This is a genomic window from Shimazuella alba, assembly GCF_009831235.1.
In the GTDB taxonomy this organism is placed as follows: Bacteria; Bacillota; Bacilli; order Thermoactinomycetales; family Thermoactinomycetaceae; genus Shimazuella; species Shimazuella alba.
The window spans coordinates 106,683-126,856 of the sequence record NZ_WUUL01000011.1 but is presented as its reverse complement, the minus strand read 5'-3'; the positions used below and the strand labels follow the sequence as shown (position 1 = coordinate 126,856).

General features: G+C 38.0%; 23 protein-coding genes and 1 riboswitch. Of the genes, 5 read left to right on the top strand and 18 right to left on the bottom strand.

Annotated features, from left to right (window positions below; genetic code table 11):
- Positions 1-527 precede the first annotated feature (527 nt).
- From GSM42_RS15700 to GSM42_RS15650, 11 genes are all read right to left on the bottom strand, one after another.
- Positions 528-1,481: a hypothetical protein gene (locus GSM42_RS15700; protein ID WP_160802479.1), complete on the bottom strand. Its 954-nt coding sequence runs from the start codon at positions 1,479-1,481 to the stop codon at positions 528-530.
- A 191-nt stretch (positions 1,482-1,672) separates the two neighbouring features.
- Positions 1,673-2,233: a SpoIIIAH-like family protein gene (locus tag GSM42_RS15695; RefSeq protein WP_160802478.1), complete on the bottom strand. Its 561-nt coding sequence runs from the start codon at positions 2,231-2,233 to the stop codon at positions 1,673-1,675.
- A 13-nt stretch (positions 2,234-2,246) separates the two neighbouring features.
- Positions 2,247-2,828, bottom strand: a complete 582-nt coding sequence (spoIIIAG, locus tag GSM42_RS15690) for a stage III sporulation protein AG (protein WP_160802477.1) — start codon at positions 2,826-2,828, stop codon at positions 2,247-2,249.
- A 15-nt stretch (positions 2,829-2,843) separates the two neighbouring features.
- Positions 2,844-3,464, bottom strand: a complete 621-nt coding sequence (gene spoIIIAF / locus GSM42_RS15685; RefSeq protein WP_160802476.1) for a stage III sporulation protein AF — start codon at positions 3,462-3,464, stop codon at positions 2,844-2,846.
- A 5-nt stretch (positions 3,465-3,469) separates the two neighbouring features.
- Positions 3,470-4,660 (bottom strand): stage III sporulation protein AE, encoded by a 1,191-nt coding sequence (gene spoIIIAE, locus GSM42_RS15680; RefSeq protein WP_160802475.1) that lies wholly within the window; start codon positions 4,658-4,660, stop codon positions 3,470-3,472.
- A gap of 11 nt (positions 4,661-4,671) precedes the next feature.
- Complete coding sequence (gene spoIIIAD, locus GSM42_RS15675; RefSeq protein ID WP_160802474.1) at positions 4,672-5,061, bottom strand: stage III sporulation protein AD; 390 nt, start codon at positions 5,059-5,061, stop codon at positions 4,672-4,674.
- Positions 5,062-5,077: 16 nt separating this feature from the next.
- Positions 5,078-5,284: a stage III sporulation protein AC gene (gene spoIIIAC / locus GSM42_RS15670; protein WP_160802473.1), complete on the bottom strand. Its 207-nt coding sequence runs from the start codon at positions 5,282-5,284 to the stop codon at positions 5,078-5,080.
- 11 nt (positions 5,285-5,295) lie between these two features.
- Positions 5,296-5,814, bottom strand: coding sequence for a stage III sporulation protein SpoIIIAB (gene spoIIIAB, locus GSM42_RS15665; protein ID WP_160802472.1), 519 nt, complete (start codon positions 5,812-5,814; stop codon positions 5,296-5,298).
- Positions 5,802-6,761, bottom strand: coding sequence for a stage III sporulation protein AA (gene spoIIIAA / locus GSM42_RS15660; RefSeq protein ID WP_160802471.1), 960 nt, complete (start codon positions 6,759-6,761; stop codon positions 5,802-5,804). Before spoIIIAA ends, spoIIIAB begins: the two co-directional genes overlap by 13 nt.
- A 180-nt stretch (positions 6,762-6,941) precedes the next feature.
- Complete coding sequence (locus GSM42_RS15655; RefSeq protein WP_160802470.1) at positions 6,942-8,237, bottom strand: helix-turn-helix domain-containing protein; 1,296 nt, start codon at positions 8,235-8,237, stop codon at positions 6,942-6,944.
- A gap of 176 nt (positions 8,238-8,413) precedes the next feature.
- On the bottom strand, positions 8,414-8,818 hold the full coding sequence (locus GSM42_RS15650) for a CD1247 N-terminal domain-containing protein (protein WP_160802469.1): 405 nt from the start codon (positions 8,816-8,818) through the stop codon (positions 8,414-8,416).
- A 131-nt stretch (positions 8,819-8,949) separates the two neighbouring features.
- On the opposite strand from GSM42_RS15650, the gene GSM42_RS15645 reads away from it, so the two are divergent.
- The 5 genes from GSM42_RS15645 (at position 8,950) to GSM42_RS15625 (ending at position 13,539) form a co-directional block, all read left to right on the top strand.
- Positions 8,950-10,209 carry an MFS transporter gene (locus tag GSM42_RS15645; protein WP_160802468.1) on the top strand — a complete coding sequence of 420 codons (1,260 nt, stop codon included), beginning with the start codon at positions 8,950-8,952 and terminating at the stop codon, positions 10,207-10,209.
- A 58-nt stretch (positions 10,210-10,267) separates the two neighbouring features.
- A complete protein-coding gene (comA, locus tag GSM42_RS15640) occupies positions 10,268-11,038 on the top strand; it encodes a phosphosulfolactate synthase (RefSeq protein WP_160802467.1) in 771 nt (256 codons plus the stop codon).
- Positions 11,035-11,745 carry a 2-phosphosulfolactate phosphatase gene (locus tag GSM42_RS15635; RefSeq protein ID WP_160802466.1) on the top strand — a complete coding sequence of 237 codons (711 nt, stop codon included), beginning with the start codon at positions 11,035-11,037 and terminating at the stop codon, positions 11,743-11,745. The genes comA and GSM42_RS15635 overlap by 4 nt, the downstream gene beginning before the upstream one ends.
- A 55-nt stretch (positions 11,746-11,800) precedes the next feature.
- A complete protein-coding gene (locus tag GSM42_RS15630) occupies positions 11,801-12,256 on the top strand; it encodes a DUF441 domain-containing protein (RefSeq protein ID WP_160802465.1) in 456 nt (151 codons plus the stop codon).
- Between the two features lie 671 nt (positions 12,257-12,927).
- On the top strand, positions 12,928-13,539 hold the full coding sequence (locus GSM42_RS15625; RefSeq protein ID WP_160802464.1) for a DUF2238 domain-containing protein: 612 nt from the start codon (positions 12,928-12,930) through the stop codon (positions 13,537-13,539).
- Here GSM42_RS15625 and GSM42_RS15620 read toward each other — a convergent pair.
- From GSM42_RS15620 to GSM42_RS15590, 7 genes are all read right to left on the bottom strand, one after another.
- Positions 13,536-14,273 carry an ABC transporter ATP-binding protein gene (locus GSM42_RS15620; RefSeq protein ID WP_160802463.1) on the bottom strand — a complete coding sequence of 246 codons (738 nt, stop codon included), beginning with the start codon at positions 14,271-14,273 and terminating at the stop codon, positions 13,536-13,538. The genes GSM42_RS15625 and GSM42_RS15620 overlap by 4 nt on opposite strands.
- A complete protein-coding gene (locus GSM42_RS15615; RefSeq protein WP_237446656.1) occupies positions 14,270-14,974 on the bottom strand; it encodes an ABC transporter permease in 705 nt (234 codons plus the stop codon). The genes GSM42_RS15620 and GSM42_RS15615 overlap by 4 nt, the downstream gene beginning before the upstream one ends.
- 37 nt (positions 14,975-15,011) lie before the next feature.
- The gene (locus tag GSM42_RS15610) at positions 15,012-15,311 is read right to left on the bottom strand and encodes a thiamine-binding protein (protein WP_160802461.1); all 300 of its coding nucleotides are present in this window, start codon (positions 15,309-15,311) and stop codon (positions 15,012-15,014) included.
- A gap of 1 nt (position 15,312) precedes the next feature.
- A complete protein-coding gene (locus GSM42_RS15605; protein WP_160802460.1) occupies positions 15,313-16,302 on the bottom strand; it encodes an ABC transporter substrate-binding protein in 990 nt (329 codons plus the stop codon).
- A gap of 58 nt (positions 16,303-16,360) precedes the next feature.
- Positions 16,361-16,471, bottom strand: a riboswitch (TPP riboswitch).
- Positions 16,472-16,564: 93 nt separating this feature from the next.
- A complete protein-coding gene (locus GSM42_RS15600; RefSeq protein ID WP_160802459.1) occupies positions 16,565-17,881 on the bottom strand; it encodes a glucose-6-phosphate isomerase in 1,317 nt (438 codons plus the stop codon).
- Positions 17,882-17,922: 41 nt separating this feature from the next.
- Positions 17,923-19,179: a PTS ascorbate transporter subunit IIC gene (locus GSM42_RS15595; RefSeq protein ID WP_160802458.1), complete on the bottom strand. Its 1,257-nt coding sequence runs from the start codon at positions 19,177-19,179 to the stop codon at positions 17,923-17,925.
- 47 nt (positions 19,180-19,226) lie between these two features.
- Positions 19,227-20,051, bottom strand: a complete 825-nt coding sequence (locus GSM42_RS15590) for an HAD family hydrolase (protein WP_160802457.1) — start codon at positions 20,049-20,051, stop codon at positions 19,227-19,229.
- Between the last annotated feature and the right edge of the window lie 123 nt (positions 20,052-20,174).

The following is a 20,174-nucleotide window of genomic DNA, read 5'->3' as shown; positions in this document are numbered from 1 at the left end:
AGGCAATGGGACAGTGGTGTATTCAGCAAAAGCTGTATACAGAAGCAATCAATCTATATAAACAAGCCGAGGAAATTGCCTAACAAAATAATTTTCTTTTTAAAAAATCCGAGTTTTTGACTAATTTATGTATTTGCTTTGAGGAGATTTCTGATGAAATCGAATTCCAAAAGCATACTGTACGGTTATTTCAAATTAGAAAAAAATTAATGGAAAGGGGGGTATAATTATAATAAACTGCGATCCACCAGAGCACTAGAATTTGTAACTTTACACACTTAGAGACCCAAGAAATTATCTTGAGTCTCTATATCTATTAGCTCACAATATTTACCAATATTATTTTTGAAAGATTAAAAAATTTATCTGCGGATTTTAACTTCAGATGTGTCTAGGGAATTTGGTATCTTGATTAAAAATGATTCCATTGCCACTTTTATTAGACAAAAGTTCTGCCATTTGAACAAAATGGTATAGATGAGCCCAAAAATGAATGTCTTTTTTAGTATGATGCAAGGTTTTTTGATTTAGCTTTTGCCTTTGCTCTTTTTGCCTTTGCTCTTTTTGCCTTTGCTCTTTTTGCCTTTGTCTTTTTTACCTTTGTCTTTTTTGCCTTTACTCTTTTTGCCTTTGTCTTTTTTGCCTTTGCTCTTTTTACCTTTGTCTTTTTTGCCTTTGTCTTTTTTGCCTTTGCTCTTTTTGCCTTTGTCTTTCTTGCCTTTGCCTTTTTTGCCTTTGTCTTTCTTGCCTTTGTCTTTTTTGCCTTTGTCTTTTTTGCCTTTGTCTTTCTTACCTTTGTCTTTCTTACCTTTGTCTTTGTCTTTGGACTCTGGCTTTGGCTTTGATTCTGGTTTCGGCTTTGGCTTTGATTCTGGTTTCGGCTTTGGCTTTGGCTTTGGTTTTGGTTTCGGTTCTGGTTTCGGTTCTGGTTTCGGTTTCGGTTTTGGTTTCGGCTTTGGTTTCGGTGTTGGCTTCGGTTTTGATGTTTGCTTCGGTTTTAGTTTCTGTTTCTGTTTAGAGGTTGGGTGCTTTGGTTTTGTTTTAGGTACAATACTTGTTCCATAGCTACCAAAACTTATTTGTTTTACTGCTGGTGTAGAAGAGGTTACTTCAGAAGAATTTGATGTTGATTCTACTTTTGGTGAGTTTTGTATATTTTGTTCTGATGTCGAGGTTTGATTAGCAATGCTGGATAGTTGCTCTATATCTTTGTAAGATATAGGACCTGCGTCTAATTCCTTCTCCACACTCTGTGACGGAAGAGTATCCATCATCTCTTTCTTTACATCTCTAATAACAACAGAATTTTCTACTAAGCTAGTTTGTAATCGCAGTTTAGTAGAAGATTGTGCATAAGTTTGCGCATATTGGTAAATGATAATGCCGCCAATTGTACAGATGAGAACAAGTGATGCTAATTTCAACCATTTGGCTAATTTATCATTTAGTGATTTATTAACCGAATCTTTTTTCTTGTCCATTGCTTCCCTCCTTCATGCACTTACTATTACTAGAATACTATATATTCCCATTAATGTAGACGGTAAGTTATGAATATTAAGTCTCATTAGGCAGGATAAGAAGTAAAATGGAGCAAAAGGAAAATTCAAATATTTAACAAAATTATCACTTCCATTATGTATAAAAAAAGAAGCGTTATGGTTAACGCTTCTTAGGCTTTGTATGCGACAGAGATTTGACTTGCTGAGACCTGCATATGTTTTTGTGCCATCGTAATGATTTCTACTGCTTTCTTTCTTGGTAAATCTTTACTTTGTACAATAATATTCACATGGTTATTTTCTTGGATTACGACCACATCTCGAAAACCTGATTCCCGAATTTGTTCTTCTAATGCTGTCTCTGCTTTATCCAGTTTGTTCATTTCTTCGATTTTTGCATTCGCTGTTTCTAACTCTTGTTTGGAAGAAGTTGGATTCATCAGAACCTGGTAGTGTTTCTCCAATTCTTTTTCTCGTGTTGTATTTCGCTGCATATGATAACTGACAAAATAATCACTTGCTTCACTTATTTCTTGTTTTACGGTTGCTGGTTTTTCGAGTGATTTGATATCTACCTGTACTTGATCATTTTTTAAATTACCCATTTCATCAATATTCTGAATTGCAGTTCCTGCTGGTTGATCTGGTCCTGTGACGATATAGTAAGCAGATAATACAACCATTACAGTTAACATAGTTACAAGCCACATCGTTTGCCGGTTCATTGTCATTCTTATCTCCTCCTCAACCTCTAGGTAAAACAGATATTCGATATGTCGGTACATCTAAAATCCGTTGTACTGCTTCGATCACCAGTGCACGCACTTGCAAATTTTCTACACCACGAGCTACCACCAGCACCCCTCTTACTCTTGGTTTCAAGCGTTTAATCACAATCGGTTGTTCTCCTTGATTAGTCCGGTAAACGGAAGTTTTTTTATCTACGTTGTTTTGATTGACAGAACGTGATCCACCTTTTGTGTCTGCTTCGTTAGTCGTCTGTTCAGATTCACGCGTATCCGACTGTACTACCTCTTCTTCCGTTGAATCTAAGTTAACAACAACTGATACATCACTTACTCCCACTACTTTGCTGAGAATAGAGGATAGCTCTGTTTCAAATTGTTCTTCATAACCCTGCATGCCATTGTGTTCCACCCGGCTGGTTGGTTTGGTTTTTTCTTTTTCAGCTGCAAGTGGATTGGATATCGCATCTTCCTCTTGTGTAGTCAAAAAGGAGGAAAAAAGCAGGATTCCAACACCTACGCAGCCGATCAAAATGAGATAGTGCCATTTTTTCTGTTTTGGTAACCATTTTTGGAGCATGTCCTTCACTCCTACTTAAGGGCTGTGAATTTGAACTATTACCTGTTTTGCATCTAAGTTCCAAGCACTTCCAATAAAATACTGAACATCTTGCTGCAATTTGGTATCCTGCTTTGTGTTTTGGAGCTTGGTATTGTCTTGATCAAATTCTACTGGTTCGATTGGTTTTACTACTCCTGTTGTGGTATGGTTATCTGCTTTTACTCCTTGTACTTCTATTCTTTGAATAACAGGGATCTCTTCCCTAAAATCGGCAGTTACTTTGGCACTCACCACCTTTACATGATACTTTTGAGAGACTTGTTTCTTTATCCAAGTGGAGATGGAATCTTGAAATTGTTTTTTTGTCTCTTCTTGCTGCACTTGCGTCAACTGTGTACTGTTTTTTTGGATTTTCTCTAATGACGTATACTGATCACTTACAAAAGCAGGTGCAATTAGAGCTGAAAGTTTAGACCATTTATCCTCGGTCCATATCAATTGAAAGACTGGCTGAAGAATGGAAACGATAATGATTAAGCCCATGATTAATTTGACATAACGTTCTAGCGATGAACTAGGGAGTAGCAAATCGATAAAAGTAGCGATAAAAATGATCAGAACAATTTGTCTTATCCAATCCGTTATCCACTCCAATTCGCTTACCCCCTTATCATCATAGATAGATTTCCAGATGTGATCACAATCGTAATTGCTAGAAAGAACATCAAGCCCACAGCAGCAAGTGCAGCAAACACATAAAGGAGTGTACGTCCGATGGTGGAAAGACTAGCAGTGATAGGACTACTACCAAGAGGCTGCATGATTGCAGCTGAGAAGTTGTAAATAAAACTCAAGGTTAAAATCTTCAGAGCTGGAAACGCACAGATCATCAATAAAATAAATACGCCAGCTAGTCCCACACTATTTTTCACTAATAACGAAGCTCCAACGACAGTATCCGCTGCATCTGCTATCGTTCGCCCCACTACTGGGACAAAGTTACCACTAATATATTTCGCAGTTCTTATCGTTATGCCATCTGCAATGGCAGTTGTTGCTCCTTGAATAGATAACACGCCTAGAAAAAGAGTCAACAAAACCCCTAAAACACCTACACTTACTTTTCGCATCAAATCAGCCAACTGATTTACTTTGTATTTATCAGATAAACTGCTAACAATGTGCAAAATCGTGGAGAAAAACAAAAGTGGCAAGACTACTGTGTAAATAATAGTTCCAATAATGTGAATCATGAAAACAATAAGAGGGTGAAAAAAAGTGACAGAAGAAACATTGCCCATTGTAGCTAAAAGCGCTAATAACAATGGAATCAGCGCTAACATAAAATCAACCATTCCACCGATTGCATGTTTTGCAGCAGCTATTGCAACAGAAAAACTATCAACTGCTAGTACGATAAGCACCATGAATACAACAGCATACGCAACTTTACTCACTTGATTTCGCTCAAAGGCGGTTTGCAGGGTTGCTAGGATCATGCTAAATACGGTAAGAACGATAATACTTCCCAGCAATCTTCCTCCTTGCAGAACCTCATGAAAAAAATAATTCGCAAAAGCTAACATCACACTTTTCCATGTGATAGATTTCTGATTGGTCAACAGTTCCATCAGGCTGGGCAATTGTTTTTCTTGAAAATATTGCCCATAGGCTGATCGTAGTTGTGACCAAAACGATTCTACTTCGGAAAGTTGCATCTGATTTAATTGAGAGCGAATTAAACTCTCATTATTTTGAGTTGCCTCATTCTCGGTAGCGGCCTGTGCAACTCCTTCTGATAGATAGAGAAAAAAACATATAAAGAGGAGGAGGTTAATCGTTTTTTGCATTTACATCCTCCTCATGTTGGTAAAATCTGCATGACGGTCTCTATTATGACAGTAATAATAGGAATCGCCATTACCATGATCAGTATCTTACCTGATAGCTCAATCTTTGCCGCAATCGATCCCTGACCTGCATCTCGTGTCACTTGTGCCCCGAATTCAGTTATGTATGCAATCCCGATTATTTTTAAAATAGTAGTAAGAAACAGTTGGTTGACATGAGCCTGCACCGCTAAGTGTTCTAAGATTTTTACAATTCCTGCTATTTTTCCAGCGAGCGAGATGAAAATAATGATGCCTGTTACAGTAGCCAAAAGAAAGGCGAAGACGGGTTTTTGTTCTTTTATCACCAAAATCAAAAAAGTAGCAATTAACCCAAGCCCCACCACCTGGATTATCTCCAAGCGGACCGCCCCCTCTTCACGACCGGAACAAGAAGACATTTTTTATGGTTGTAAATAAATCTTGCAATAGCATGACGATCATAAAAAGAACAACGCCAAACCCAAATAAAGTAACCCAATGAGCAAAATCTTCTTTTCCCATTTGTTTTAAAACAGTGTGAATCATAGCAACAATGATTCCGATCCCAGCTATTTGGAATACAGTGTCGACGTTATATGGCATTTGGACCTCCCCTAGTACAACAAGATAATCAGGAGCGCTCCAGCAAGAACACCTAATGTTCGGACCATCTTTTCATACTGAAATTGTTCTTCTCTTGCTTTCTGCTCTTCCACTTGCAAATTTTGTTTTGCTAAAGCAAGATGTGTAAGTTGATCAGAACGATCTGAATTCCCTAGTGTTTTACAAAATTGCAAAAACACTTCTTTTTCGCTCGTTTTCATTGCCGAAGTTGGCCACCAATCCTGTACAGCCAACTTCAAACACTCATAAGTAGCCGCACCATCCATTGTGGTAAGACGCAGCGCCATTTGACGAAACAATTCACTGATCATTTCTATATCTCTATCACCAATGTGACTACAGGCGGTAGATAAATTTCTAGAACTATAGTGAATTTCTGTTTCGAGAATGGATAATGCACTGATAAGACGACGAATTTGCTTCGGTCGAGCAGCCAATTTCCCGGCTAGGATAAAACCTATGCCAGTAGTAGCGAACAGAAGAAGGATACATCCAACTAGCTTGAGCAAACAGCAGTCCTCAGCAGCTGGCAAGTCCCATCATATACAGCCTCCACTGTACCCGGACCTGACCGACGACTAAGTAAGACGATTCTTTCAAAAACTCCTTCTTCGATTAAATCTTTTAAAATTGGCCTTTTTCGCACTTCCTCTATGGAACTGCCATGTGCGGTTGTAAACAGGTGAACACCCGCATAGATCGCCTCATGAATCGCATCTGCATCTTCTTTCCTACCTACTTCATCTACCACGATAATTTCTGGTGACATGGACCGAATGAGCATCATCATACCTTCTGCTTTCGGACAAGCATCTAAAATATCCGTACGTGCGCCTACATCATGTTGCGGAACACCTGTAACGCAACCTGCTATCTCGGAGCGTTCATCCACAATTCCTACTTTTCTTGCGGTACAGCCTTCGCCAGTACTCACCAAACGCGCAAGATCTCGAAGCAAAGTAGTTTTTCCACATCCTGGCGGTGAAACAATCAGCAAATTTTTGATCTCATCTTTTTGGTTGATGATTGGAAACAAGGCAGACCCAACACCTTTTATTTGCCTTGCTATCCGTATATTAAAACCTGTTACATCTCTAACATGTTTCACTCTGCCGCCTTCTGTGATTACCTTTCCAGCTAGTCCAATCCGATGCCCACCTTCCACCGTGATATATCCTAATCTCAGCTCTTCTTCCAATGCATATAGCGAATGATTACTAATCAAATTGAGTAGTTTATGACACTCTTCACGAGTTGGATGAATACAATCTCTTGGATCTAACTTTAATTGTTGATTACTACTCACGAACCAATTTTTCCCTGATGCGATTACCTCTAATGGTCGATCTTGTCGAATTCGCACCTCTTCTAAACCAGATAATATGGTTCTTGGAAGTGATTGAATCCGATTACGAATGGATAGAGGTAATACTTGATAGATTGGTTTTAAATCCATACCACACCTCAATTCCCACTCAAATCTGTTTTACCACATGCTTATGGTAGGCTTGTTTCCTTTATGCTTAAAGAAAAGAAAAAAACTGCTTGTGATAGTTAGCAGCTTGTCTTTGTTCTTTATTTCGATGGAGGGAAATGAGCACAAAAAAATTACCCATTAGACAATGGGTATCATTTCTTATTTTCCACTATTCATGACCATCTGCATTTCATACATTTCCACTGTGCAAGCAATAAATTTATCGGAGTCAATCTCCTGGTATACTCTAGCAATTTGAAAAATAGCTTCATATGCTAACGTTGGCAGATGATGTTCCGTCGCTAAATTTCTAGCTTTATGAAAGTAATCCATCGCTTCTGCTGCTCCATCATTTGCCAATTGAACTTGTCCCATTGCCAAATAAGCTCGAACTAGATCACTAGTCTCATGGTTTTTCTCTCCTAATGAGATAGCTTTGTTTAATAACGCACCTGCCATTTCATACTTTTTTTGCTCTTGAAGCAATTTCCCATAAAATGTATACGCGGAAATAAGCGCTGATTTGTCCTTTACATGATATTCAAAAACTTGTGATGTACGAAAACATACTTCTGCAAGGGTATAATCACGTTGACTAGCATAGATTTTCCCAAGATCGCCCCAGAGTACACAAAGTGCATCGTATTGCTCATTTCGTTTTGCTAAATCAATACCTTCCTCTGCAAATGTATGGGCTTCTTCCCATAAGCCAGTTGATAATAGTAATTTTACACGTATCTGATAAAACCCAAGAATCAAATCAATCTTTGTTATCTCCACTAATAAATGCCAATTATCTTTCATCAGCTTCAATGCTTCTGCTTCTTTGGATTGTTTGAATAAATAAAGTGCTTTATTTCGGATAAGAGAAAATTTTATATCTGATTGTTCTCGAATGATCAACAACCCTTTTTCTACATAGGCCAGTGCTTGGTTCAGATCATTTTGTCCAAATGCAGTTCGAGACAATTCATCATAACACGCAGCTTCTAATAAACTAGACTCTTCTTGCATACGACTCAAGCGAATCGCTTCATAAAATGCATGTACAGATTTTTTCCATTCTCCTAAACGATGATGACATTTCCCTTTCAAAAACATTACTTTTGCAGCAAAATGATGTTGATCAGATACTTTTATACTGTTTAATTCTGTAAGCGCTTTCGATTCTTCATTACAAGCAATCCAAGATTCCATTGCGGTTAACTGCAGCGAAATGTGTTCATCTTTCTTCTGTAAATTTTGTTCCAACACCGTAAGATCTGCAATATCAATCCCTAGCTTGTGTAACAAATAATTTACTTTTTCTTGTTTCACATGTGCAAAGCCTCGCTCAATATTACTGATTGTTGATACTGATATATTCTCATCCGCCAAGTCCTCGAGACGAAGCCGTTTTTCTTTTCGATAGTTCCGTATTGCCTCTCCTACCAGATTAAGATCTACAAATGCCATACTTTCCCCTCTCCTCTTACAAAGAAAACATCCCTAATGAGTTTTTCATAGGGAGTTTTATTTACCTATAACCAATTCTAACTGTCTTGATTATAATTCCATATTTATTGTATCATAATTTTAGTTATTCTGAAAACACAAAAAAATATAAAAAAGAGCCCTTATAGCTCTTTTTTTCAATCATCCAAATCTGCAATTTCTTCCACATCACTAGCATCTTCAATCGAAAGGGTAGTATGACAGTTTGGACAGAGTAATTCTATTTCATCATCATCTAAGTCTTCCAAGTCTACTGCTACATCTTCTCCACACTCAGGGCAAGTGATGAGATAACTATCATCTTCTTCTTCATTTTCATCATCATAAACAAGAAGCTCTAAATCATTTAGATCTTCATCAATTGCTTCTGCATATTCTTCTAGTTCTGTCTGACGAACATCTAACTTTTGACCTGCTTCTACCAATTCATCTACTACACCAATGAGTCGTAAGAGCGCTTTTGCATCTGGACTGTTACCAGTTGATGATCCTTCTAAAAGCCCCTCCACATAAGATAATTCTCTACGAAGACGATCATACATTGGTTTCCATCCCTTCTCATTTTCAAGTTAGGATTAGTTTCACCAATAAAAGATTCTTCAATTCACGATGCATATAAAATAGAAATATCCAAAAAATAGAACCAAGCGATATTTCAATTGAGGTGCTCGATATGTCTACAGAAAAAAAAGTCCAGCGAGCTGGCATAGGAACTTTAGCAACTTTATGTAGTATTCCCATCATCATGGTTCTTGGAAACTCTATGCTTATTCCTGTTTTCTCTACGATTCAAAACGTATACGGTATCAGTTCATCGAAAGTAGGACTTTTGATCACTCTCTTCTCCTTTCCTGCTGCTTTGATGATTCCTATTGCAGGATTTTTAGCGGATCGGATCGGGAGGAAAAAAGTAATTATTGTCAGTTTATTTATATATGGAATAGGTGGGATTTTATCAGGAATTGTAGCTATCACCGGAGGAGGATTTGGACTTCTTTTATGGACAAGGGTAATACAAGGAATAGGTGCAGCAGGAACAGCACCAATCGCAATGGTTCTCACTAGTGACTTATTTGATAAAGCACAAAGAAGCAAAGCACTGGGCACCATCGAAGCCGCAAATGGTATGGGAAAAGTACTCAGCCCTATTTTAGGAGCAGTCATTTCGCTTATCAGTTGGTATGCTATGTTTTTCATTTTTCCTATCCTCTGTGTCCCCACTGCGATTGCGTTGTGGATGTTGATTAATGAAAAGAAAGTGAAAGATGTTCCTTCCTTTCATACTTATATGGATCACATTAAGGATATCTTTCATAAACATGGCAGATGGCTGAGTGTTGCTTTTTATGTTGGTGCTATTACGATGTTCACCATGTTTGGCACATTATTTATACTTTCGGATACACTTGAGAATACATATCACTTTGTGGGAGTAAAAAAAGGATTGTTTCTAGCAATACCGCTTTTAGCTCTTTGCACTACTTCTTATCTCACCGGTGGTCATATCAAGGATCAAATTGGTAAAATGAAACACCTTATTTTAATAGGCCTATTGTTTCTAGGTACACCTTTATTAGCAGTTCCTTGGGTTGACAATCGTTATTTGTTGATTATCTTATTTTCAGTGATCGGGATAGGTGCAGGATTGATTTTACCTTGTCTCAATATGATGATAACTTCAGCAATACGATTAAAAGAAAGAGGTATCATTACTGCATTGTATAGCAGCGTTCGTTTCTTTGGTGTCGCGCTTGGTCCTCCTGTTTTTGGCGCTCTATCTAAAAAACCCTATCTTCTTTATTTTGGTACTTCAGCTTTGATTGTACTCGCACTTTTACTCTGCTTGTTTCTCATTCACCGACCTCAACGTATTCATGGAAAAGATGAACGATCTCGTATCCTTGTGATCAAAAAACAGCTTCATCCTTCTTAAGAACGAATCATGTTTATTACCTTTGCGTTACAATAGAAACAAAAGGGAGGGGATACAGATGGTTGATTGGACTTATACCAATCGAACAACCAAGCCGAGAACAAATGGTGTCACTATGATCATGGACAAAGGACTTGGATTACATGCATTTGAAGACATGCTGAGCCTTGCTGCTCCTTACATTGATTTCATCAAGTTGGGTTTTGGAACATTAGCTCTAACCCCAGAACATATTGCTAAAGAAAAATTAAAACTGGCGCAGCGATATGGTGTGAACCTATATCCTGGAGGGACTTTTTTTGAAGTTGCTCACATAGAAAAACAAATCGAAAACTACCTCGATTGGCTGCAAGAACTCGGTTTTAAATGGGTGGAAATTTCCAATGGTGTTGTGGAGTATCAAGCCGAAGAACGAAGTTACTACATCAAAAAAGCGAAAAAGAAAAACTTCCAAGTTATCACAGAGATTGGAAAAAAGGACGCAGGCAGTACTACCTCTGTTTCCTCTTTTATCAATCAATTTCAATCAGATGTAGAGTCAGGTGCTTCCTATGTTATCTTAGAGGGGCGTGAAACAGGTGAGAATATAGGGATTTTCAATGAACAGGGCGATGTTGATGTGAACTATGTCCAAAATTTGCATCAATCTATCGATAGTAACAAGTGCATTTGGGAAACTCCAAAAAAATCGCAACAAGTAACCTTAATGAAAATCATAGGCTCTCAAGTAAACCTAGGAAATATCGCCCCTGCTGACGCAATGGCTGTAGAGGCTCTAAGGCATGGTTTGCGCGCAGATACAATAAAATTATGGCGGGATTTGAAATGAATCTAACTATTTTGTTCTATCCAGAAGAGCGTGATTACACCGACCTCTTTCAAGGTAAAACGGTAATTGTCTTGGATATCCTCCGAGCTACAACTAGCATTTGTACAGCAATGGCACATGGTGCAAAAGAGATTATCCCTGTGCGAAAATTAGAAGAAGCGCTTGCGCACAAAGGTTCAAATGTAATCATTGCAGGAGAGGACAACGGTTTAAAGCCCGACTCATTTGATCTTGGCAACTCTCCGAGTGAATATAGAAACGATCGAGTAAAAGATAAAACAATTGTATTTCGCACTCGAAACGGGACACAGGCGATCGTTTTATCCAGTCCAGCTGATCATTTGTTGATAGGAGCTTTTGTAAATAGCAAAGCATGTGCCCAGAAAGCTGCTAGTTTTCACAAAGATATTGTGATTTTTTGCTCTGGTACAAGAGGAGATTTTTCCTTAGAAGATAGTGCAGCGGCAGGGTATCTGGCTTTAATTCTTTCATCTGAGTATAATGTCAAATTAGATGATGCAGGACTCCTGTTAGCAAATACATTTCAACACATTCAGCAAAACTCTTTTTCTTTATTAAAGCAAAGTAGATCTTCTCGACGTTTAAAAGATATAGACAAATGGGATGACGTGAGTGATTGTCTGCAAATAGATACCTATCCCATCGTTCCGATAGTCCATCAAGGAATTATCTCACTTGATTCATAAGTATAGCTGCTTGTACATAAGTTGATAACATACCTTATGGGACAGGGGCATTGGTATGAACTCAGACTTAATACTCGTTTTGCTTATCGTAACTGGACTTATTGGACGTTCACCTATTATTGCAACAGCTGCAAGCTTTCTACTTATTTTGAAGCTGATTCACTTAGAACGTTTTTTTCCTGGTGTAGAAAGAAGAGGTCTGGAGTTTGGCTTACTATTTCTTACGATCGCCGTATTGGTTCCCTTTGCTTCTGGAAAAGTTTCCGTGAAAGATATCGGCGAAATCTTTTCAACCCTTCCCGGGATGTTTGCGCTTATTGGAGGCATAGCAGCTACCTATATGAACGGAAAAGGTTTAGATCTATTAAAAATGGACCCTCAATTAGTCGTCGGACTTGTTTTAGGATCCATCGTAGGTATTGTATTCATGCGGGGTATCCCTGTAGGGCCTTTGATGGCAGCAGGGATAACAGCATTTTTGTTGAAAATATTTCAATATTTCGCGAAATGATATTTCAACTTGATTGTTATACAGCAAGCTAGGAATTTTATGAAAAATGAAGTGTGGTGAAAAAATCCTAGAATTGAAACTTAATCAGTCAACGGAATTCTAGTTGCAAAAATAATGAAACCCTTATAATTATCAACAGCATTAGATCGTTTTTTAAAAGAAGATAGTTTGCATCTCCCTATTTATCAGAATAGTTTATCATTGAATAGAGGTGATACACAAATGACAACAAAAGAACTTCAACCTTTAACAACAGGACGAATTTTTGAGGCTGATCCTCCAAATGGTTAATACTGTTGAAACAAAGGGAGCATAGCGGTATAATAGTACTTTATGTCTCCCATTGTTTCAACACCATCGGTTATTTCCAAATTCCATTTCTGTTTTAACACATCTAAAATCTGGTTAAAATATGTTTTCAAATCACGAATCTCATTTCATTCAAAGCAATTCTTACATAAGCACCAGCTGGCTAGTAAGGTCCCTCATTCTTGACTAAAATAACACCTGTACCTAACAATTTTTTGAACTCACTTCTCTAAACCGGTTGACTGCTTTATTACTGTTCATCGCGTACTTCAATAAATACACAAATTCTTTTCCGCTTATCCATCAATCATTTTCTATTTCTTACGAATACCATATGAATACACTCCTTTGGAGGAATTCATATGACAAACACAAAATCTCGTGAAAATTGGGTTGTTCTCTTATTTTCTGTTTACACCTTTATATGGTGTATCTTAGCAATTTCGCCTGTTAATCGGTTTAACTGGGCACTAGAAAACATTCTTATTTTTTTTGGTCTCGTCCTGCTAGTTTTTGTATATAAACGAATTCCTCTATCCAATACCAGCTACACGCTATTAACCATTTTTCTCGTTCTCCATACGATAGGTGCTCACTATTCCTATCAGACACCACTTGATGCATGGTTAGATCTTAAACGTGCTTACTATGACCGAATCGTACATTTCTCATTTGGCTTTTGCTTTCTCCTACCTGCCTACCAAATAATTCGGTTTCGATACTCCCTCCTACGCAGGTCTTCGATCTTATTCGCAAACATCTCTTTATTAGCAGCAAGTGGTCTATTTGAACTATTGGAAGTATGGGTCGTCTATTTGATAGCCCCTCAAGCAGGAGACTTGTTTCTCGGATTACAAGGTGATCCTTGGGATGCTCAGCATGATATGCAAATCGCGTTACTTGGCTCTATTTTCACATCTTGCTTCCTCAGTCTCTATCTCCTGATAAACGAAAAAACAACAGACCCACCTTAGGTCTGTTGTTTTAATTGCTGTTCCATTTGTTGTACAAACTCCCAAAATACAGGTGTTTTCCGCACTTGAAAACGTTCCATTTTAGGAAAAGGATTTCGAATCTCAATTGGCCTTCCTTCTAGCAAGTTAGGAAATAAGTAAATATGATCTGTTAATAGGACAGCTTCTTCTATTTGATGCGTGATCAATAGCAAAGTTTGATCTGCATTCATCAAACTGGCAAGCCATTTTTGCATCTTAGATCGCGTAAGCGCATCTAATGATGCAAATGGCTCATCCAAACAAATCAAAGAATGACCACCAGCCAATACACGCAAAAAAGATACTCTTTGCTTCATTCCTCCTGATAACTGATGCGGATAGCTGTCTGCTATTTCTGTTAATCCAGCTCGATCAAGCCAATTCCCTAATGAAAATGTCTTTTTCTTATTTCCTAATTTATATCCCAATAAAATGTTTTCTTTCACTGTCATCCATGGAAACAAAGAGCTGTCTTGTGGCATGTAACCTACCATTCCACTTTTTGAAAGTGGCATATTATCAAGCATTATTTCCCCATCATCTGGTGTATACATTCCCCCTAGAAGATAAAACAGCGTACTTTTTCCGCTGCCAGATGGACCTAAAAGACTGACAGATGACCCTGATTCCACCTCAAAAGACACATGCTTTAAGAGCCATGAGGACTGTTCTTTGTAACGAAATGATACCTGATTAAGCTTTAAATGGCTCATCGCAATCTCCTCTTGTGCTTCCAACTGAGTTCTGCTAACCAAATGAGCAAGAAGAAACATGCACTTAGCAGGACGATGAAGATAATGGCAACAAATACTCGATCTGTTCGAAACGAACTAGCTGCTTGTGTCATAATCATTCCTAAGCCATGTTCCGTTCCAAGCCATTCTGCGACTACAGCCCCCATCACACTGTAAGTAGCAGATACTTTACAACTAGAAAATAAGACCGGAATTGCAGAAGGAAAACTTAAAGAAACAAATTTTTCCCACTTTGTTGCTCCTGCCATCTCTAAGTACCTTTTTAAATTGCGATCCACTTGATCAAAAGCGTCGACCATTGCGATGGTAATGGGAAAAAAGCATACCAGTACTACTACCACCAATTTAGCGGTTACCCCAAAGCCTAACCAGATTACTAATAGGGGTGCCAATACAATAACCGGTATGTTTTGGCTCAGTAAGAGGCTTGGCATTACTAGTTTTTTTAATAAAGGTGAAAAGTGTAGTAGCGTCGCTATCCCTACCCCAACCAAAATACTTAGTAAAAATCCTGTAGATGCAATGAAAAAAGTAGCTCTTACATCAATGAGATAAGAGCTGCTATGGATAGACTGCCACAGCTCTTTTCCCACTACTATTGGGCTTGGTAATTGCCATACAGTAAAATTTCCAAAGTAAGTTATACTGCTCCATCCCAATAAGATAACACCAATGGAAAATAGGAGATAGAAAGCCTTATGCTTCATTGCTATCGTATTTATGTGTTAAGGTAGAAATCGTTATTCCTTCTGGTCGATGGAGTATCTTGATTTGGAACATGGCCTGTGTTGCTCCTAATGCCAACACACGATTATTCATATTTGTAATCAGTTTTAATAAGGAATCCCAGTCTCCTTCTACAGTTGTATCTAATGCACCCACACGATAAGGCAAACCTGATGCTTCAATTAATTTGATTGCCTCTTCGATCAGTGGGATAGAAATAGATCGATTATTATCTTGTGGCAAGATTTGAATACTAAGTAATGTATTCATGTTATTTTCCTCCTTGGGGAATAAAATCATTGGTAAATGCTTTTTTAGGATCAAATTGTCCATCAAGCAGCTGATGGCTTTTCATCCAGTTTGCATATCCGCTCCACACTGACTCTTTTTGCACTCCCCAGCTTTTCGCATCAGCTTGATAACGAGAACTTAGCCACTTTTGACTTTGGTGTACTAATTTGCTGTCTAAGGAAGGATTTTGTTTCACTAATATGTCTGCTGCTTCATCTGGATGATCAATAGCAAATTGGTAACCTTTGCTCACAGCTTGCATAAAGGACTTTACAGTAGAAGACTCTTGTTTTATTTTCGATTCGGAAGTGATTAACACTGGTGTATAATAATCAAGCTCTTTTGCTTGATCTGATAAATAGATCATGTTTAACTTTAGACCCTTTTGTTCTGCTTCTACACCTTGCCATCCATAATAAATCCAGTAAAAATCAATTCCTTGTTTTAAAGCAGTTAAAAAATCGGTTGAACCAATATTGGTTATTTTCACTTTGTTGATATCGCCATTTTCCTTCTTCATTAACGACTGAATCATCGCTTTTTCCACGGGCGATCCAAAACCGCCGTACTCTTTTCCTTCCATATCTTTTGGGCTTACGATCCCAGATGTAGATAGAGAGGCGAATCCAGAAGTGTTATGCTGGATAACTGCTGCAATCGATACAATTGGTACTCCAACCACCCTCGCCTGTGTTACTCCTTCTTGATAACTCACCCCAAAATCTGCTTTACCAGAAGCTACAAGCTGCTCAGCTGTTGATTTGCCAGGCTGGATAATCCGAACCTTTAGCCCAGCTTCTTGGAAATATTTTTTTGCCTGCGCAACATACAGTCCTGTATGATTGGTATTTGGAGTCCAATCCAATACAACTGTTACTTCTTTTTCTTTGGATTTCTCTGGTGAACAAGCTACTAATCCGAAACATAAAACTGCGATAAGACCAATGACTATTTGTTTTTTCCAGTGCAAAAAGTTACCCTCCTAGGCAAATAAAAAACCATCCTGATCAAGGATGGCAAAAAAGCGCAAAGAAACCACAAGTCCTTCCTACGCCGGCATTATCCGGATCAGGTGAAAGGGTCAGTACAAAGGTGTACTATCTCAGCCGGCCAATTCTCCAGCCCCCCTGGTCGTTCTATTCGTTTTCAAATGGATTATATACTCTTTACGGATGATTGTCTACTTCGTGAATGGTAATCCCATTCTCATCAGAGAAAGGGATTAAGTCATTTTATTTCTTTGGCTTACCCAGCAATGCAAACATATGCTGTTTGTATGCTTCTACACCAGGCTGATCAAATGGATTTACCCCTTGTAAATAACTGCTTATTCCGCACGCTTTCTCAAAAAAGTAAACCAATTGACCAAATACAAAGCTAGACAGCTCAGGAACGCGCACTACAAGGTTGGGTACTCCACCTTCTGTATGTGCTAATAGAGTTCCCTCAAATGCTTTCTCATTCACGAAATCAAGAGGCTTACCGGCTAAGTAATTTAATCCGTCTAAATCTTGATCATCTTTTGGTATGGTAATTTGATGTGCTGATTTGTCCACAAACAAAACTGTTTCAAACATATTACGCAAACCTTGTTGAATATATTGTCCCATGGAATGTAAATCAGTCGTAAATTGTACAGAAGCAGGGAACACTCCTTTTTGATTCTTCCCTTCACTCTCTCCAAATAACTGTTTCCACCATTCTGCAAAATACGCCATCGCAGGTTGATATGTCACAAGTAACTCTGTCGTGTAGCCTTTACGATATAATACTTGACGAGCAATCGCATATTGGTAACAAATATTTTTACTCCAATCCGATTGAGCATAATCATTCATTGCTTGCTGAGCTCCTGCCAGCATAGCATCTGTATCCAAACCGGAAACTGCTAAGGGCAGAAGTCCTACAGGAGTTAATACCGAGTACCTGCCTCCAATATCATCTGCTATGGTAAAGGATTCGTATCCCTCATCAGTTGCCAAACTCTTTAATGCACCCTTTTCCTTGTCTGTTGTCGCATAGATTCGTTTGCTCGCTTCTGCTTTGCCATAGCGTTTTTCCATATACTCCCGAAGAATCCGAAACGCTACAGCAGGCTCTGTGGTTGTACCGGATTTGGAAATTACATTAATACTTACATCTTTTCCTTCTAATAAAGCATATAAATCTTGTACATAATCACTACTGAGATGATGACCGAGAAAATATATTTCTGGACCGCTTCGATTACTTTTCGGTAACTGATTGTAAAAACGGTGATGGAGCATTTCAATCGCAGCTCTTGCCCCTAGGTAGGAACCGCCAATCCCTATGACTAGCAAGACATCTGAATTTTCACGAATACGTTTTGCGGCTGCTTTTAATCGATTGTATTCTTCCTTATCATAGGTTTCAGGCCATTTGACCCAGCCTAAAAAATCGGAACCGGCAGCATCTATCTCGCCTTGTAATTTTTTTTCAGCCAATTCTGCTTCTACTGTTAGTTGTTGCAACTCATTTTCTTCCATGAACGAAAGTGCATGTTGATAATCAAAACGAATAGAACCCATTAAACAACACCCTCCAATGAGAAATCAAAATATATGTAAAGCTATTTCAACATCATAACATAACCGATAAGAATACCAATTACGCCATAGTCTGCATCTCCAAAAGTTGTCGTTTTCGAAATTAAATTACCCAGAAAGGGAATTAATAATGCTGGTAGAAAGCTAATGCAAAGTCCATTTGCAAAAGAACCTAAAATAGCACCTCTTCTTCCACCAGTCGCATTACCAAATATCCCCGCTGTTGCTCCACAAAAAAAGTGTGGGACTAAACCAGGTACAATCATAGCCAGTCCAAAAATCGGAAAGAGAAACATGCTCAATACGCCTGCTAAAAAACTCATGATAAACCCTATAATTACTGCATTTGGAGCATAAGGAAAAAGTGTTGGACAATCCAGAGCTGGTTTTGCATTTGGCACCAATTTCTCTGCAATTCCTTTAAACGCAGGCACTATTTCAGAAATCAGTAATTTTACTCCAGCCATAACAATATGAACACCAACTGCAAATGTAATTGCTTGGATAATGGAAAATACAAGAAAATTTGTGCCATTCGATAATTGCTTCTCTACCATTGCTGGACCAGCAAAAAAGGCGATAACCAAAAACAGTATTGTCATCGTCAAAGAAACTGCAACAGATCCATCGCTTAAAAAACTAAGATTTTTGGGAACGGAAATGTCTTCTGTTGTTTTCTTACGATCACCTAAAAATTTACCAATAAATGCAGCGATAAGAAAACCAATCGAACCAAAATGCCCTAAGGCAATTTGATCCGATCCAGTAACTTTTCGAACAGTAGATTGTAATAAAGCTGGTGAAATAGCCATCCACACTCCTACAACGATGGAACCGATTGCAATAAGAGGAATCCCTTTGACGCCACTAGTAGAAAGTACAAGGCTTAATACACATGCCATAAAAAGAGTATGGTGCCCAGTGAGGAAGATATATTTTAATTTTGTGAAACGGGCAATGAATATATTAATGATCATCCCAAAAACCATGATCAATGCCATCTGTATCCCAAATGTTTTTTGAGCGATCGAAACCACTGCTTCGTTACTAGTAACTACACCAGTGATATGAAATGCCATGTTGAACATTTTCCCAAAAATATCAAGGGAACTAACGATAACATTAGCTCCCGCACCTATCATGATAAAACCCATTATTGTTTTTAATGTACCAGACACAATCTCTGATAGACTCTTCTTTTGCAAGATTAATCCAACAAAAGCAAATATACCAATTAAAATTGATGGATTTCCAATTATATCTATTAACGCTTCTAACATTTTTCCTACTCCTCTTTCCACTTTTTCATTGAACCGAATATAAAAGTCTATAATTGAATCGCACTTTTTCGACTATTCAATAACCATTCTGCTGCCTCTGCTACGGATGCAGCTGTCCTAGAGGCTTTAGACTGGACATGAGAACTAGCTGTTTTCATTGCAAAACTGTGTGGTATCAAATCAAACATAGATATATCATTTTCAGAATCGCCGATACAGACAACTTCATTCGGAGATACATCTAAGTGATCAAGCAAAAACTGTAACCCTGTGCCCTTATTTACATGCAGAGGCATAAAGTCCAGGCAATTTTTATCCACAAGGAAACTCGTAAACTGATTTGGAAATCTCTTATGCACTTCTTCTTCCAAAAAACGGAGCATGCTGACTTTTCCAAAATAAGAAAACTTTATTGGTAAAACTTCTCCCCCTATTTTTTTGTCTAGATGGTCAAGATGTTTAAACAAGGCGTCATCTTCATATTGGAAATAAGATTTTTGTTCCATTGGAATAACACGTTTTACTTCTGATTTACTCGATGCCAGAAATGCATCGATAATAACATGTATTGGCAAATCAAAAGATTCAATGAGATGATATAGATTCATTGCGTTTTGTGAGGAAAATTGACTGGAATGTAACATTTGTTCTTTTTCTGTATAAACTTGAGCCCCATTTTGATTTACTTGATGGTAACGCAAACCAATCCCTTGCATGACTTGCTCTACTTCGCCCTTATTTCGTCCAGTTGCTAAACAAATATTTATCCCAGCATCTACTAATTTTTTCAACGCTATTTGATCATTCTTACTCACTTTTTTTTCGTCTGTTAATAAGGTACCATCCAGATCACTAACTAATAAACGAATCATGTCATCACTCTTTCTAAGTTGTGATTAAAACTTTTCGTATATAGCCGAACTATCAAATAGATCCATTTCATATCATTCGTATTCCTTATTATACTTATATATAATCTTTTGTAAATTATATAA

Coding starts and splice junctions, on each gene's coding strand:
- GSM42_RS15590 (WP_160802457.1), bottom strand. CDS start 20,051: ATGATTCGTTTATTAGTTAGTGATCTGGATGGTACCTTATTAACAGAC.
- spoIIIAC (WP_160802473.1), bottom strand. CDS start 5,284: ATGCCATATAACGTCGACACTGTATTCCAAATAGCTGGGATCGGAATC.
- comA (WP_160802467.1), top strand. CDS start 10,268: ATGGTTGATTGGACTTATACCAATCGAACAACCAAGCCGAGAACAAAT.
- GSM42_RS15695 (WP_160802478.1), bottom strand. CDS start 2,233: ATGACAATGAACCGGCAAACGATGTGGCTTGTAACTATGTTAACTGTA.
- GSM42_RS15700 (WP_160802479.1), bottom strand. CDS start 1,481: ATGGACAAGAAAAAAGATTCGGTTAATAAATCACTAAATGATAAATTA.
- GSM42_RS15650 (WP_160802469.1), bottom strand. CDS start 8,818: ATGTATGATCGTCTTCGTAGAGAATTATCTTATGTGGAGGGGCTTTTA.
- GSM42_RS15595 (WP_160802458.1), bottom strand. CDS start 19,179: ATGTTAGAAGCGTTAATAGATATAATTGGAAATCCATCAATTTTAATT.
- spoIIIAA (WP_160802471.1), bottom strand. CDS start 6,761: ATGGATTTAAAACCAATCTATCAAGTATTACCTCTATCCATTCGTAAT.
- GSM42_RS15630 (WP_160802465.1), top strand. CDS start 11,801: ATGAACTCAGACTTAATACTCGTTTTGCTTATCGTAACTGGACTTATT.
- GSM42_RS15625 (WP_160802464.1), top strand. CDS start 12,928: ATGACAAACACAAAATCTCGTGAAAATTGGGTTGTTCTCTTATTTTCT.
- GSM42_RS15620 (WP_160802463.1), bottom strand. CDS start 14,273: ATGAGCCATTTAAAGCTTAATCAGGTATCATTTCGTTACAAAGAACAG.
- spoIIIAE (WP_160802475.1), bottom strand. CDS start 4,660: ATGCAAAAAACGATTAACCTCCTCCTCTTTATATGTTTTTTTCTCTAT.
- GSM42_RS15645 (WP_160802468.1), top strand. CDS start 8,950: ATGTCTACAGAAAAAAAAGTCCAGCGAGCTGGCATAGGAACTTTAGCA.
- GSM42_RS15610 (WP_160802461.1), bottom strand. CDS start 15,311: ATGAATACATTACTTAGTATTCAAATCTTGCCACAAGATAATAATCGA.
- GSM42_RS15600 (WP_160802459.1), bottom strand. CDS start 17,881: ATGGGTTCTATTCGTTTTGATTATCAACATGCACTTTCGTTCATGGAA.
- spoIIIAG (WP_160802477.1), bottom strand. CDS start 2,828: ATGCTCCAAAAATGGTTACCAAAACAGAAAAAATGGCACTATCTCATT.
- GSM42_RS15655 (WP_160802470.1), bottom strand. CDS start 8,237: ATGGCATTTGTAGATCTTAATCTGGTAGGAGAGGCAATACGGAACTAT.
- GSM42_RS15635 (WP_160802466.1), top strand. CDS start 11,035: ATGAATCTAACTATTTTGTTCTATCCAGAAGAGCGTGATTACACCGAC.